This window comes from Acetobacterium sp. K1/6, assembly GCF_034438075.1.
In the GTDB taxonomy this organism is placed as follows: Bacteria; Bacillota; Clostridia; order Eubacteriales; family Eubacteriaceae; genus Acetobacterium; species Acetobacterium carbinolicum.
Window position 1 is genome coordinate 47,099 of sequence record NZ_JAXQGA010000016.1, and the last position, 13,102, is coordinate 60,200.

At 41.3% G+C, this 13,102-nt stretch carries 19 protein-coding genes, 1 tRNA gene and 1 other annotated feature; of the genes, 16 read left to right on the forward strand and 4 right to left on the reverse strand.

Features of this window, described 5'->3' with window-relative positions; translation table 11 throughout:
- Window positions 1–36 precede the first annotated feature (36 nt).
- The 16 genes from U2P91_RS13440 to U2P91_RS13515 all read left to right on the forward strand — a co-directional run bounded on the left by U2P91_RS13440 (window position 37) and on the right by U2P91_RS13515 (window position 10,226).
- Window positions 37–849: a M15 family metallopeptidase gene (locus U2P91_RS13440; RefSeq protein ID WP_111889282.1), complete on the forward strand. Its 813-nt coding sequence runs from the start codon at window positions 37–39 to the stop codon at window positions 847–849.
- Window positions 850–978: 129 nt separating this feature from the next.
- Window positions 979–1,055 (forward strand) — tRNA-Arg (locus U2P91_RS13445).
- Between the two features lie 101 nt (window positions 1,056–1,156).
- Window positions 1,157–1,600 (forward strand): GNAT family N-acetyltransferase, encoded by a 444-nt coding sequence (locus U2P91_RS13450; RefSeq protein WP_111889283.1) that lies wholly within the window; start codon window positions 1,157–1,159, stop codon window positions 1,598–1,600.
- 262 nt (window positions 1,601–1,862) lie between these two features.
- Window positions 1,863–2,630: an RNA polymerase sigma factor gene (locus U2P91_RS13455; protein WP_162624553.1), complete on the forward strand. Its 768-nt coding sequence runs from the start codon at window positions 1,863–1,865 to the stop codon at window positions 2,628–2,630.
- A gap of 52 nt (window positions 2,631–2,682) precedes the next feature.
- Window positions 2,683–3,165 carry a hypothetical protein gene (locus tag U2P91_RS13460; protein WP_322519794.1) on the forward strand — a complete coding sequence of 161 codons (483 nt, stop codon included), beginning with the start codon at window positions 2,683–2,685 and terminating at the stop codon, window positions 3,163–3,165.
- Window positions 3,166–3,561: 396 nt separating this feature from the next.
- The gene (locus U2P91_RS13465; protein ID WP_111889286.1) at window positions 3,562–3,747 is read left to right on the forward strand and encodes a hypothetical protein; all 186 of its coding nucleotides are present in this window, start codon (window positions 3,562–3,564) and stop codon (window positions 3,745–3,747) included.
- Window positions 3,748–3,836: 89 nt separating this feature from the next.
- Complete coding sequence (locus tag U2P91_RS13470; RefSeq protein WP_162624554.1) at window positions 3,837–4,337, forward strand: GNAT family N-acetyltransferase; 501 nt, start codon at window positions 3,837–3,839, stop codon at window positions 4,335–4,337.
- Between the two features lie 250 nt (window positions 4,338–4,587).
- Window positions 4,588–4,737 (forward strand): 50S ribosomal protein L33, encoded by a 150-nt coding sequence (gene rpmG / locus U2P91_RS13475; RefSeq protein ID WP_014355470.1) that lies wholly within the window; start codon window positions 4,588–4,590, stop codon window positions 4,735–4,737.
- 18 nt (window positions 4,738–4,755) lie between these two features.
- Window positions 4,756–5,133 (forward strand): preprotein translocase subunit SecE, encoded by a 378-nt coding sequence (secE, locus tag U2P91_RS13480; protein WP_111889288.1) that lies wholly within the window; start codon window positions 4,756–4,758, stop codon window positions 5,131–5,133.
- A 13-nt stretch (window positions 5,134–5,146) separates the two neighbouring features.
- Complete coding sequence (nusG, locus tag U2P91_RS13485; RefSeq protein ID WP_111889289.1) at window positions 5,147–5,683, forward strand: transcription termination/antitermination protein NusG; 537 nt, start codon at window positions 5,147–5,149, stop codon at window positions 5,681–5,683.
- Between the two features lie 68 nt (window positions 5,684–5,751).
- Window positions 5,752–6,177: a 50S ribosomal protein L11 gene (rplK, locus tag U2P91_RS13490; RefSeq protein ID WP_111889290.1), complete on the forward strand. Its 426-nt coding sequence runs from the start codon at window positions 5,752–5,754 to the stop codon at window positions 6,175–6,177.
- Between the two features lie 61 nt (window positions 6,178–6,238).
- On the forward strand, window positions 6,239–6,928 hold the full coding sequence (gene rplA, locus U2P91_RS13495; protein WP_111889291.1) for a 50S ribosomal protein L1: 690 nt from the start codon (window positions 6,239–6,241) through the stop codon (window positions 6,926–6,928).
- 70 nt (window positions 6,929–6,998) lie between these two features.
- Window positions 6,999–7,119 (forward strand) — a sequence feature (ribosomal protein L10 leader region).
- 24 nt (window positions 7,120–7,143) lie between these two features.
- A complete protein-coding gene (gene rplJ / locus U2P91_RS13500) occupies window positions 7,144–7,665 on the forward strand; it encodes a 50S ribosomal protein L10 (protein WP_111889292.1) in 522 nt (173 codons plus the stop codon).
- Window positions 7,666–7,709: 44 nt separating this feature from the next.
- Window positions 7,710–8,096, forward strand: coding sequence for a 50S ribosomal protein L7/L12 (gene rplL, locus U2P91_RS13505; protein WP_111889293.1), 387 nt, complete (start codon window positions 7,710–7,712; stop codon window positions 8,094–8,096).
- Window positions 8,097–8,176: 80 nt separating this feature from the next.
- The gene (gene proS, locus U2P91_RS13510) at window positions 8,177–9,628 is read left to right on the forward strand and encodes a proline--tRNA ligase (protein WP_111889294.1); all 1,452 of its coding nucleotides are present in this window, start codon (window positions 8,177–8,179) and stop codon (window positions 9,626–9,628) included.
- Between the two features lie 19 nt (window positions 9,629–9,647).
- Entirely contained in the window at window positions 9,648–10,226 is a 579-nt protein-coding gene (locus U2P91_RS13515) for a hypothetical protein (RefSeq protein WP_111889295.1), read from the forward strand.
- Between the two features lie 99 nt (window positions 10,227–10,325).
- On the opposite strand, the gene folK is transcribed toward U2P91_RS13515, so the two are convergent.
- Genes folK through folE form a run of 4 tightly spaced genes read right to left on the reverse strand, consistent with a single transcriptional unit; the run spans window position 10,326 to window position 13,017 of the window.
- Entirely contained in the window at window positions 10,326–11,144 is an 819-nt protein-coding gene (gene folK / locus U2P91_RS13520; protein ID WP_111889296.1) for a 2-amino-4-hydroxy-6-hydroxymethyldihydropteridine diphosphokinase, read from the reverse strand.
- Window positions 11,126–11,953 carry a dihydropteroate synthase gene (gene folP, locus U2P91_RS13525; RefSeq protein WP_111889297.1) on the reverse strand — a complete coding sequence of 276 codons (828 nt, stop codon included), beginning with the start codon at window positions 11,951–11,953 and terminating at the stop codon, window positions 11,126–11,128. The genes folK and folP overlap by 19 nt, the downstream gene beginning before the upstream one ends.
- A 10-nt stretch (window positions 11,954–11,963) precedes the next feature.
- Entirely contained in the window at window positions 11,964–12,446 is a 483-nt protein-coding gene (locus tag U2P91_RS13530; RefSeq protein ID WP_111889298.1) for an HD domain-containing protein, read from the reverse strand.
- Window positions 12,447–12,456: 10 nt separating this feature from the next.
- Window positions 12,457–13,017, reverse strand: a complete 561-nt coding sequence (gene folE / locus U2P91_RS13535) for a GTP cyclohydrolase I FolE (RefSeq protein WP_111889299.1) — start codon at window positions 13,015–13,017, stop codon at window positions 12,457–12,459.
- Window positions 13,018–13,102 lie beyond the last annotated feature (85 nt).

The following is a 13,102-nucleotide window of genomic DNA, read 5'->3' on the forward strand; positions in this document are numbered from 1 at the left end:
TAATTAAAGTAACGAAAAGCAAAAGAAGGTAAATAAATGCGAATAAAAGATAAGAAACGTTTTATGCTAGCTTGTGGTGGATTGGCGACAATTCTGATTTTAATGATTACTGTTTTGACCATCGGTTTTTGGAACCGCAATGATAACCAGGCAAAGACTGATAACAACACGAAGTCCCAGACGACAGCGGTGGCAAACGAAAGTGAAACAGCGGTAAATTCCCAGGCAGCAGTGACTGAACAGCCATCAGAAACAAAAGAAGAAATAAAAAATGCATCGTCTGCAGATATAAATAGCACCGACAGTATAACAAAACTGGTTAACAAGAACCACAGTATTTCGTCAAACTATCGACCCGCTGATCTGGTTACGGTTGATCTGCCATCGACCCGGGATACCCAACTGCGAAGCGTTGCGATCGCGGGCCTGACGAACCTTTTTGAAGCAGCTGAGGCTGAAGGTTATGAACTGTTTTGTTGTTCCGGGTATCGCTCCTATGAAACCCAAACTGAACTCTATGCCTGGAATGTGGAAACCTATGGGGTTGATGGTGCCGAATTGGTCAGTGCCCGGCCGGGAATGAGCGAACACCAGTTGGGTTTAGCTATGGATGTCACAAGTGCGTCGGTGGAGTTTGATCTGCTGGAGAGTTTTGGATCAACGCCAGAAGGACAATTCATCAAAGAGAATGCCCATAAATTTGGTTTTATTGTCCGCTATCCCCAGGGTAAAACCGATATTACCGGTTATGCCTATGAACCCTGGCATCTGCGCTATTTAGGGATCGATGTGGCTACCGATATTTATAAGAGCGGAAAAACCATGGAAGAGTATTATGGTACAAATTAAGTGACCGATCCGAGATCAAAGAGATGTGAAAAAGAATACCAAAGGTGGTGTCCTTTTTTGATAGCCATGGCTGCCAGAAAAAAACTATTTAAAAAAACTTGACTATCTGATATAATAATCAGTGTTTCTGCGCCCGTAGCTCAGGTGGATAGAGCAGTAGTTTCCTAAACTGCGTGCCGGAGGTTCGAATCCTCTCGGGTGCACCACGATTATCAGGTTAAAAAAGACGCAGTCTGCGTCTTTTTTAACCTGATTTTTTATGTTATGATGCAAATGAGATTGTTTATAAAAACGAATGAGAATTAAAATGAAAATTATTAATGTAAAAGACCGAAATGCTATGCTGATAGAGCAACTTGTAAAAGTGCGAAAAGCTTCGGTGAAAGAAACGCATTTATTTTTGTCCGATTTGGAGATTGACAATATTGAAAAATATGTTCCGCAGGCTTTAGCAGGGATTCCAAATTTGATTGTTGCAGAAAACCAGCGTGGTGTTTCGGTTGCATTTATGGGAATAGATGAACAAAAACTTGAAATGTTGTTTATTCATCCCAAAGAACGCGGGCATGGTTTGGGCAGAGAATTAGTTGAATATGGCATTAAGGAATATTTTATTAATGAGCTGGGAGTTAATGAGCAAAACCCACAAGCAAAAGGATTTTATGAACATATGGGATTTGAAGTTTATAAGAGAACTGAAGTAGACGAGCAAGGCATGCCGTATCCTATTTTGTACATGAAATTATCATAAGTTATTTTTTGTGGGTTAATAAGATTTTCCCTACATCTATTTTGTACTAATGTCACAGTGAAAAATTAAGGACGGTTTTCAGCCGTCCTTTTTGTTCTCCACAACAATGATAATACAATAAATTTTTTTACATAGAAGTACCTAAGTCGATAAGCACATGCTCTACAGAATCACAAAAAGTAGTAAAAAAATATTTTTTTAAAAAGCCAACAAAACAACGATGATGCTGCATTTAAACAGCATAAGGATAAAGGAGGTAATAATGAATATTGTCAAAATTGAAACTATATTTGATTTGATAAAAAACAAAGAACTGTCTGGGTTCGAACTTTTATACGAACAGTATTTTCGTATTATGTACGGCATCGCATATTCGATTACCGGCAACGACGAGGTGAGCAAGGATGCTGTCCAAAATACGCTAATTAAGCTATTTGTTCTCGAACCACATAAATTCCCCCAAGCGCATGCGTTGACATGGCTCTATACCGTTGTCAAAAATGAAGCGCTTATGTTGCTCCGCAAGGAAAAGCAGACTATCGACATCAGCACCGTTGCTGAAAAACTGCCAATGATTGACAAGGGCATCGAGGAATTTATCGATATGGAAAACTACTACACTTTGATTTCATCGCTGAACGAAAAACAACGGCAGATTGTCACGCTGAAGGTGTTGGGTGGTATGAGTCATAAAGAAATATCCCACATGCTGCAGAAGCCGATAGGTACTATTCAATGGACATACAACATGTCCATCAAAAAACTGCGTGTTGCGATTTCTACGATGGCTGCGTTTGTCATCATGCTAGGCACAGGCTTTGTTTATAAGCTAATTAGAGCATTTGATACAGAATACATTGAAATCCCAGAAATGGATATGGAGCCGCCCGTCAATATTCCAGCATCACCAATAATTGATGCGTGGGTTATTGGGCTCGGTATATGCTTTTTGTTGTCGGTAACAGCTTTAATCATATTTTTTAGAAATTCAGACAAATTGCCAACAAAACGCAAAGCCAGACGCATCTAAAAGACATAAGCAAAACAAAATGCTTAAAATTAAAACGAAAAGGAGAATAACAGTGAAAAAAAATAAAACAATCATGTTGCTGACTCTTGGATGCGTTATGTCTCTCAGTTTAACCGCCTACGCCTGTGTTGCCACCAACTCGAAAGATTCGATTCTAGACAGCCAAGTTGAGTTGAAAATGCCTATAACAGCACCAGCACTGGAAGGTGAAATCACTGATGATGCTGAAGTGCTTGATGTTGCGCAGTTCAAAGGCAAAATTGACAGCATTGATGGGGACGAAGCCATCGTGACACCCGATAAAGGTGAAGATATCCGTAGCTCTGGAGATGCCGTTCGTATCAATATCGCCGATTACAGCAAACCACTCAACAAAGGCTATTCCGTAACGATCTATTATGACGGTGTAATTATGGATAGCTACCCGTTGCAGATTAACCTCCTTGGCATTAACGATGAAATGTTCGATATTGAAGAACCTAGCATCAGTGACGACTTCGATGAAGCGGTTTCGTTTGATAATTCATATGAATAAACGATTCTATATCCTCTTATTATTTGATATTGCATCTATTTTATACTAATTGCACAAACTTTTCAGGCTGAAATAGATGCAATATTGTATCTGTTTTGGTCTGATTTTTTATGTTATACTTAAAATAATGTCTGACGAAAGATCTTTTTATTTTTTATACAATGTATGGACGCAGGGATTTGTGGAGGTATCTACTTCAGCTAAGCTGCATCTATTCTGATCTAACGACACAATAAAATACGATGGCATAGCCGTTTTTTTGCTGAAAAACTTAAAAATTTGTGGTTTTGTAAAAATTTTATTTGTGCGATAAAAACTATTGCAAAGTATCACAACAAGGTTTATACTTCATAGAGTTGTATCGTGGGAACCGCCGTGTTTAATCAAGGAGATCGTATGGAAAATTATAAAAAGTATCTCATCGTTTTTGGATTACTGTTATTATTTGCATTAGTTTCTCCCGTCATTCTTGCCTGGATCAGTGTCATTCTTTCGCCGATTATAACAACAGCAGGGGTGGTAGCGTTAATTTTTATTGCCACGGTGATCATTGCCTGGTACGGAAAAATTGGACGCAAGTAGCGGTTGCACGATCGATTTACTTTTGACTAAACATGAGGTTCGGAAACGGGTATAACAAATATTTTACAAACAGGGGTGCGTTGACTAAGTTGAACATACGATTAGTAGCAGAAAAGGATTATCCTCGGGTATTGGAAATTTTAAATGAGGCGATTGCCGCCCGGAAATTTACGGCCCAACTTGCGCCGGCAACCATGGCAATCCGAAAAGATTGGTTTGTTCACCATTCGGCACCACGGCACCCAATGTTTGTGGCAGAGCTCGCGGGTGATGTGGTTGGTTGGATTACCTTGACCGAATTTCGGGCTGGACGGGAGGGCTTTCGGTTTACTTCCGAGATCAGTTATTATATTGATAGCCGTTTTCACCGCCAGGGCGTCGGCTCGAAGCTGATGCAACGGGCGATTGAGTCTGCCGATGAAATAGGTTTCAGAAATTTGATTGCGGTTATTTTCGACACGAATGTCAGTAGCCGTAAACTCGTTGAAAAACATGGCTTCAAGTTATGGGGGCATATGCCGGATGCGGTCGATATTGATGGGAACATCATTGGTTGTGATTATTGGGGATTAAAAATAGAAAAACAATAAAAGCTGCTTGATTAATTGCGGCGTTGCTGATATAATTTTAATGTTGTCCAAAAGGCTGGGCTTTTTTTTATTTGGACCAAAGCAATCATATTCTTTTTGCCAGTAACTAAGAAAATCATTGACTATTCTGAATGTTTTTATTGACAATTATCAGGTTCTCGTGGTATTCTATGTTAGTGACTATGAAAATAGGGAACGTGTGCCTGCGTGTTCCTGCGGGTGTTGATATAAGGATGTAGGAGGTGCTGGAATGAGAGTAAAAGTTACTTTAGCATGTACAGAATGCAAGCAAAGAAATTACGATACCATGAAAAACAAGAAGAATAACCCTGATCGTTTAGAAGTGGACAAATATTGCAAGTTTTGCAAGAAGCATACACCACATAAAGAAACGAAATAATGGATAAAGAGGAATATCATGGCAACTAATAAGAAAACTAAAAATGCCAGTAGTAAACAAGGAAAAGAAAACACCCAACAACAGGCACAAAAAACCGATGATAAGGCAGTAAACCTGGTAAAAGAGGAAAAGAAAACGCCTCAATCAACGGCAAAAAATGAGAAAAAAACTCCAAAAAAGTCAAGCGAAAAAAGTAAAGAACCAAACATTTTTCAAAAAATGGTGGGCTTTTTTAAAGGCGTTCATCATGAACTACGAAAAGTAACTTGGTTGACTAAAGATGAATTACTTAAAAAATCCGGCGTTGTTGCTGGGATTGTTGGGATATTCACTTTTCTCGTTTGGGTTGTTGATTCAGGATTAGGTGCACTTGCCGCGTTATTTATGAACATTTAGGTAAGGGAGAACCATGGATACTAATCAACCAGAACAGGCTCAATGGTTTGTTGCACATACTTATTCGGGATATGAGAATAAGGTTAAAGCAAGCATTGAAGCTACCGTCGAAAACAGAAATATGGAGGATGTGATCCTTGAGGTTCAGGTCCCCGTACAAGAAGTAGTGGAAAGTAAAAACGGCAAAAAGGTCGTTAAAGAGAAGAAGCTATTTCCAGGTTATGTCATGATTAAAATGTTCATGACAGATGATTCCTGGTATGTTGTCAGAAATACCCGTGGTGTTACCGGGTTTGTTGGTCCTGCTTCAAAACCTGTCCCATTGTCCAAGGCTGAACTAAAGAGTATGGGCATTCGTCAGCAACGTGTGGAAATTAGTATGCATGTCGGCGACGAAGTGAAGGTCATTGAAGGACCACTTGAAGGTTTCACTGGAGTGATTGAAGAAGTACATGCCGAGAAATCAAAGGTTAAGGTCAATGTTTCCATGTTTGGTCGAGATACCCTCGCTGAACTGGGATTTGAACAAATAGAAAAAATAAACACTTAAGGAAAAACTATTCTTCATGCTACTCCATTAGGAGAAAAAAACTATAATAAAATGAAGGAGGTGTTATCATGGCAAAAAAAGTAATTGGTATGATTAAATTACAAATTCCTGCCGGTAAAGCAACACCAGCACCACCAGTTGGACCTGCATTAGGTCAACATGGGGTTAATATTATGGGATTCTGTAAAGAATTCAACGCAAAAACTGCAAATGACGCAGGGATGATTATTCCTGTTGTAATCACTGTTTATCAGGATCGATCTTATTCATTTATTACCAAAACTCCACCAGCTGCCGTTCTGTTAAAGAAAATTGCTGGTATTGAGTCTGGATCTGGCGTACCGAACAAAACCAAGGTAGCTAAGGTTACAAATGAACAATTAAGAGAAATCGCAACATTAAAAATGCCTGACTTAAACGCAGCATCTGTAGAATCAGCGATGAGAATGATCGCTGGAACCGCCCGTAGCATGGGCATCACAATCGAAGAATAATTTTAGAAGGTAGAAACACCTTAAGTGGGAGGGAAACCGCTATTACCACAAGGAGGCAAAGATGAAAAAAGGAAAAAAATATCAGGATTTGGTAAAAAGCTTTGACAAGCAAGAGTTATTTGAACTGGATGCAGCCATTGCACAGGTTAAGAAACTTGCGACAGCAAAGTTTGATGAGACTATTGAATTGCATGTAAAATTGGGTGTTGACTCACGTCATGCAGATCAACAGGTTCGTGGCGCAATCGTTCTGCCACATGGTACCGGTAAAAGTGTTAAGGTTCTTGTTATTGCCAAAGGCGATAAATTAAAAGAAGCTGAGGAAGCTGGTGCGGATTTCTTTGGTGAAGACGATATGATCGATAAAATTCAAAAAGAAAACTGGTTTGATTTTGATATAATGATTGCAACTCCAGATATGATGGGGAAGGTTGGTCGTTTAGGCCGTGTATTAGGACCTAAAGGTTTAATGCCAAACCCAAAATCAGGAACAGTAACCATGGACATTGCAAAAGCAGTTGCGGATACAAAAGCCGGTAAGGTTGAGTATCGTTTAGACAAAACCAATATCATTCATGTCATTATTGGTAAAGCATCTTTCACGGAAGAAGCTTTAAGAGAAAACTTGACGGTATTATTGGATACGGTTAAAAAAGCAAAACCTGCTGCTTCTAAGGGTCAATACTTTAGAAGTGTTACGCTGGCAAGTACCATGAGTCCTGGAGTTAAAATCAACACAGGCAAAATCTAGGAGTTTATTACTTGAAATAAACTTTGAAACGACTTGACATAGAAAATGACAAATGATACAATAACGTCGTTGTTAAAGACACATTCATCCATAGACAGTAGGTTTGTAAATCCTACCGAGGTTGAAGAGAAAAAGCTTATTAAATAATAGAGCTCTCTTCACGCTGTGGAGTGAGCTTTTTTGATACGATTTTTAAAAGGAGGTGCAGATAATACATGCCAAAGATTGAAGTAAAACAAGTTGTTGTACAAGAAATTGCCGAAAAACTTAGAAATGCTCAAACAGCTGTTCTTGTCGACTATCGTGGTTTGAACGTTGAAGAAGTGACTGAGTTACGTGCTCAGGCTCGGGCCGCAGGTATCGACTACAAGGTGTATAAAAACTCAATGATGCGGTTTGCAGCTAAAGAAACTGGTTTTGAAGGTTTTCTTGACGTTTTAGTCGGACCAACGGCCATTGCGTTTTGTGATACCGATCCCGTTGCTCCAGCAAAACTACTTAGCGAGTTTTCAAAAAAGCATAAAGCATTAGAAATTAAAGCAGGTATGGTAGACGGTAAGGTTTTAGACGTTAAAGGCGTTTTGGATCTTGCAGAATTACCACCACGTGAAGTATTGGTTGCCAAGGTTCTTGGTGGCTTAAACGCACCAATTTCAGGTTTTGTTAACGTACTTAACGGAAACATGCGTGGATTGGTTGTCGCATTAAACGCGATTGCAGAACAAAAACAAGCATAATTTGAAAAATAAATTAAAGAAAGAATATTTGGAGGTTTTATAAAATGGCAAGTGAAAAAGTAACACAATTAATTGAAGACGTAAAAGGTTTAACCGTATTAGAATTATCTGAACTGGTTAAAGCATTAGAAGAAGAATTTGGCGTTAGCGCTGCTGCTCCAATGGCAATGATGGCTGCTCCAGCTGCTGGTGGCGGTGCTGCTGAAGAAGCAGAAGAAAAAACTGAATTTGATGTAATTTTAACAGCTGCCGGCGATCAAAAAATCAAAGTTATCAAAGTTGTTCGTGAATTAACTGGCTTAGGCTTAAAAGAAGCAAAAGCATTAGTTGACGAAGCTCCAAAACCAGTTAAAGAAGCTGCAACTAAAGAAGAAGCTGCTGAGATTAAAGCTAAAATTGAAGAAGTTGGCGGAAGCGTCGAAGTAAAATAATTACTCGATAACCACTAAAAATCACTTGCTTGCGCAGGTGATTTTTTTGTTTAACAGACGAAGTCTGAGAAAGAAATAAAATGGCGAAAAAACAGACAAATCAAGTCAAGGAAATTACCCCCATGGCAGTAGATTTTCCCCAATGGTATACGGATGTCATATCTAAAACAGAATTGGTGGATTATTCTCCGGTAAAAGGGTTTATGGTAATCAGACCCTATGGCTATGCTATTTGGGAACTGATCCAGGGCGCCTATGATAAACGGTTTAAAGAAACTGGGCATGAAAACATGTATTTCCCGTTATTAATTCCGGAAAGCCTTTTAACCAAAGAAGCGGAACATGTGGAAGGGTTTGCCCCGGAAGTAGCCTGGGTAACCCATGGTGGCGGAAAAGAACTGACTGAAAGATTGGCGGTGCGCCCCACTTCAGAAACAATTATTTGCAGCATGTACTCAAAGTGGCTGAATTCCTACCGCCAACTGCCATATTTGTATAATCAATGGTGTTCGGTTGTCCGATGGGAAAAAACAACCCGACCATTTTTAAGAACCTCTGAGTTTTTATGGCAGGAAGGCCATACGCTCCATGAGACCCCCGAAGAAGCTCAGGAAGAAACCATGCAGATGCTGGGAATCTATCGCGAAATTGCAGAAAGTCATCTGGCCATGCCAATGGTGGTGGGACGAAAAAGTGACAAAGAAAAATTTGCCGGAGCCGATGCAACCTATACGATGGAAGCGCTGATGCATGACGGTCAGGCGCTCCAATCCGGCACCTCCCATAATCTGGGCCAGCATTTTACCAAAGCCTTTGAAATTACCTATCTGGATCGAAATAATGAGCAATCCTTTCCTTATCATACCTCCTGGGGGGTGTCAACGCGATTAATAGGCGGTGTCATTATGGTTCATGGCGATGATAATGGTCTGGTTTTACCACCGAAAATTGCCCCGATTCAAGTGGTTGTTATTCCAGTTGCCCAACATAAAGAAGGCGTCCTGGACAAAGCCTGGGAAATTGGCAAAGCCCTGGGAAAAGACTTTAGAGTCAAGGTTGATGATGTGGACGGCTATTCTCCTGGTTGGAAGTTTAATCAGTGGGAAATGAAAGGCGTGCCAATCCGGCTGGAAATCGGTCCCCGGGATATCGAAAAGGGCCAATGTGTCCTTGCCCGTCGTGATACGAGTGAAAAAATCCCGGTTAGTCTGGATAATATCACCCAGGCGGTAGAGGCATTGCTGACCGAAATTCAGGCGAACCTGTTTAATAAAGCGTTGAAAATGCGGGAAGAAAAAACATCAACGGCGGAAAATATCGATGAATTTAAAATAAATTTAAAAGAAAATCCGGGTTTTGTTAAAGCGATGTGGTGTGGTGACCGTAGCTGCGAAGACAAGATTAAAGAAGATACCGGGGCATCGATCCGTTGTATTCCTTTTGACGATGAACAGGAAGTATTGTTCGAAGGCAAATGCGTATGTTGTGGCAAGCCGGCGCAGAAAATGGTCTACTTCGCCCGAGCTTATTAGAAGGAGTGAGTGTGTGAAGATGAGCAGCATAACAATGACAAACCTGGGGTTTTTCTTGAACGAAGGCGCGTTTTATGAACATATTCGAATGAAAAAAGGATCAAAACGGGCGTTGCCGATTGAACGGATTCTTGAAACGGCAAGAAACATTCCTCTACCGAAGGTTTTATATCGGGTTTCCGAAGCGAGAATCATTGATGCTACACACTTCACGCTGGATGGCGTTATTTTTGAAAGTGAAGTTGGCGTTGAGAAGATTTCCAAGGCAACCTATGTTTTTCCGAATATTGTCACGGCCGGTTCAGAAATCGAAGATCATTGTTTTTCCCGCGAAAATCTGCTGGATCAGTACATTATTATGGAACTTTGTAATTTTGCCTGTGAATTTGCCAGAGAAACATTGATTCGTGATATAAAAAGTCGTTACGGCGTTGAGATATTGGACTGTATCTACCCTGGTGAAGAGGGATTTCGTCTGGAATCCGGGAAGAAGATCTTTGACCTATTTGAGAATGTTGAAGATGAGATCGGTGTTTCTGTTACTGAAATGGGACTGACCACCCCGAGTCGAACGGCTTATGCTATTTATTTTGGATAGCATAAATGATGACCAGATGAATTAAGAGCGACTATTTACGATAAAGCGGTTTGGCAAACATAAAAAAGAGACGTATCGAATTTCAATACGTCTCTTTTTTTACGCCTTTTTTAAGGTCTCAAAAATTTCAAACATCCGTTTATTAAGCAGCGGATGAACAAAATAAGGTGCGATTTCTACCATTGACTCTATCACAAAAGCCCGTTCCTGGATTCTGGGATGGGGTAGAATTACCAGGGGATCAGCGGTGATGAGATTGTCATAGAATAAGATATCCAAATCGATGGTTCGGGGTCCCCAGTGGATCGTCCGTTCCCGTTTGAGCCCCTGTTCGATGCCTAGCAACAGGTTCATCAGGGTAGTGGGGGGGAGCGTTGTTCTGATTTTTAAGACACAATTAAGAAATGCATCCTGATCGGTGTAACCCCAGGGTTCGGTTTCGATGACCGTGGATTGGATCAACGCTTCAATACCGGGGCTGTTTTTAATGGCTTCTATGGCTTCGGCTAAATTCTGATTGCGGTCGCCCATATTCGTCCCCAATCCGATAAAAGCCTCATGCCAGCCACGATTAATTTCAATGGCTACGGTGTCCATCGATTTTAAAATCGGGGCCCAGGGCTTTTTAATCATGATGCGCACATCATTAACCATGGAATAGTGTTTTAAAACATAGCTAGCCAGCATTTCACCGGCGGTTTCGATCAGGTCATAGCTTTCTTTTTTAAATTCGACTTCCAGAGCATGGCATAATTCACCATAGTGTACCGATTTTGTCAGGTCGCCGGTGAGGGCCGCTTCCTGCATGTCGAGTGTCAGGGTTACCGAAATCAAAAATTTTTGGCCCAGCGTTTTTTCTTCCGGGAAAACCCCGTGGTAGGCAAAAACTTCCAGATCTTTTATATAGAGTTTGTCCATGGTGCTCCTTTCATAATACCGGCAGCCATTTGAGCAGCGCGTTTGTTTTCCAGAACATCATGGACCCGGATAATGGAAGCGCCCTTCATAACGCCGATGACAGTGGTTGCCACGGTACCTTCAACCCGCTGGGTAACCGGTAGATTTAGGGTCAGACCGATAAAACCTTTGCGCGAGGTACCCAGCAAAATGGGGTAGCCTAAGGTTTGCAAGGTTTCCAGATGATGCATTGTTTCCATATTCTGGGCATAATCCTTGGCAAAACCGATGCCAGGATCAAGGATGATCGCGTCCCGGGAGATGCCGGCTTTGAGGGCGATATCGATCGATGCCTGCAGATCTGCTTTAATGTCAGCCATCAGGTTTTGGTAGTTCTGGTTATCACGATTATGCATCAGGATACAGGGAACCTGGTATGCAGCGGTCACTTCGGCCAGAGTAGGGTCATATTTAAATCCCCAGATGTCATTGACCAGGTCAGCGCCGGCCTTTAAGGCAGCGGCCCCGACGGCACCTTTATAGGTATCAATGGAAATGGGAATATCAAAGCGCTGATGGATAGCCGCAATCATCGGTACAACCCGATCGATTTCCTGGGCATCGCTGATTTGGGTATGACCGGGTCGGGTCGATTCGCCGCCAAGATCAATGAGATCGGCGCCGTCGGCAATCATCTTTTCGACCTGCTTAAGACTGGCATCGAGATTGTTAAATTTGCCACCGTCGGAAAATGAATCCGGGGTAACGTTTAAGATCCCCATAATGAGGACCTGATTATTTAAGTCAAAATTCTTACTGCCTATTTGCATAAAAACTCCTTTAATAAATGATGGTCAGGTTTTTCTTTTCGTTAGACCAATCACATTCCTTTTCAACCGGACATGAAAAACAGGCCCGGGATAATTTATCACTTTCATAGATAATTCGACAAAATCCCTGGGCTTCCGGGTTTCGATGATTGAGGATTGCCGCCAGGATCAGCTTGTTTTCGTGGTCGCTATAATCAAGCTTTTTAAGCAAAGGAATTGCCAATTGGTGGGAGGCAATCTCATGGGGTGTTTTGTCCTCATATTGGACAAAACGACCAATATCGTGGAGCAATGCGGTGGTGTAGATGAGATCCCGGGAGACGTCAAAACCGGCTTCTAGGGTCTTAATACTGGCAATGCGGGCCACCGATAAAAAATGGTCAATCGTATGACAACAAAACTGCCGTTTAACCTCATGGGCATCTATCTTTTGCAAGTGAGCTTGATAGTCTTTGCTTTGATACAGTCGATTGGTGTTTTTTAACGTATCCATAAAACATGCTCTATTTAATGCTTAACAGCTTGTGCACTTCATCTTTTAGTTCCTTGTTATGTATAAAAATACCGGCTTGCATCGCAGTAACCGTTCGGGTACCGGGACGTTTAACGCCCCGCATGTTCATACAGAGATGCTCGGCTTCGATAATAACCATGACCCCCCGGGCATGGAGATACGCCATAATTGCTTCACCAATATCGGTGGTTAATACTTCTTGAAGCTGAGGTTTTTTTGAGTACAAATCAACCGTTCGCACAAGTTTTGAAAGGCCAGCTACCCGACCATTGGGGATATAGGCAATGTGTACCTTACCGTAAAATGGCAACAGGTGATGTTCGCACATCGAATAAAAGGGAATATCCCGTTCAATGACAATGTCATCGGATTTTACCGCAAAGGTTTTAGCAAGGTGAACTTCGGCAGTATGGCCTAGTCCGGAAAAAATTTCGGCATACATCCGGGCCACCCGGGCAGGGGTTTCAACCAGGCCTTCCCGGGTCGGGTCTTCGCCGATGGCTTCTAAAATCATTGTGACAGCTTCTTGAATTTTTTGTTGATCGATCATTATTCTCCTATCGCCGAATCAATTTCACATTGATCCGGAATGGTTTTTACTAAAACCAAATGAAAAAAGCATTACTTAAATAAAA

Bases quoted from the DNA above. Each gene is read 5' to 3' on its own strand.
- U2P91_RS13440 (WP_111889282.1), top strand. From the start codon at position 37: ATGCGAATAAAAGATAAGAAACGTTTTATGCTAGCTTGTGGTGGATTG.
- U2P91_RS13450 (WP_111889283.1), top strand. From the start codon at position 1,157: ATGAAAATTATTAATGTAAAAGACCGAAATGCTATGCTGATAGAGCAA.
- U2P91_RS13455 (WP_162624553.1), top strand. From the start codon at position 1,863: ATGAATATTGTCAAAATTGAAACTATATTTGATTTGATAAAAAACAAA.
- U2P91_RS13465 (WP_111889286.1), top strand. From the start codon at position 3,562: ATGGAAAATTATAAAAAGTATCTCATCGTTTTTGGATTACTGTTATTA.
- rpmG (WP_014355470.1), top strand. From the start codon at position 4,588: ATGAGAGTAAAAGTTACTTTAGCATGTACAGAATGCAAGCAAAGAAAT.
- secE (WP_111889288.1), top strand. From the start codon at position 4,756: ATGGCAACTAATAAGAAAACTAAAAATGCCAGTAGTAAACAAGGAAAA.
- nusG (WP_111889289.1), top strand. From the start codon at position 5,147: ATGGATACTAATCAACCAGAACAGGCTCAATGGTTTGTTGCACATACT.
- rplK (WP_111889290.1), top strand. From the start codon at position 5,752: ATGGCAAAAAAAGTAATTGGTATGATTAAATTACAAATTCCTGCCGGT.
- rplA (WP_111889291.1), top strand. From the start codon at position 6,239: ATGAAAAAAGGAAAAAAATATCAGGATTTGGTAAAAAGCTTTGACAAG.
- rplJ (WP_111889292.1), top strand. From the start codon at position 7,144: ATGCCAAAGATTGAAGTAAAACAAGTTGTTGTACAAGAAATTGCCGAA.
- rplL (WP_111889293.1), top strand. From the start codon at position 7,710: ATGGCAAGTGAAAAAGTAACACAATTAATTGAAGACGTAAAAGGTTTA.
- proS (WP_111889294.1), top strand. From the start codon at position 8,177: ATGGCGAAAAAACAGACAAATCAAGTCAAGGAAATTACCCCCATGGCA.
- U2P91_RS13515 (WP_111889295.1), top strand. From the start codon at position 9,648: ATGAGCAGCATAACAATGACAAACCTGGGGTTTTTCTTGAACGAAGGC.
- folK (WP_111889296.1), bottom strand. From the start codon at position 11,144: ATGGACAAACTCTATATAAAAGATCTGGAAGTTTTTGCCTACCACGGG.
- folP (WP_111889297.1), bottom strand. From the start codon at position 11,953: ATGCAAATAGGCAGTAAGAATTTTGACTTAAATAATCAGGTCCTCATT.
- U2P91_RS13530 (WP_111889298.1), bottom strand. From the start codon at position 12,446: ATGGATACGTTAAAAAACACCAATCGACTGTATCAAAGCAAAGACTAT.
- folE (WP_111889299.1), bottom strand. From the start codon at position 13,017: ATGATCGATCAACAAAAAATTCAAGAAGCTGTCACAATGATTTTAGAA.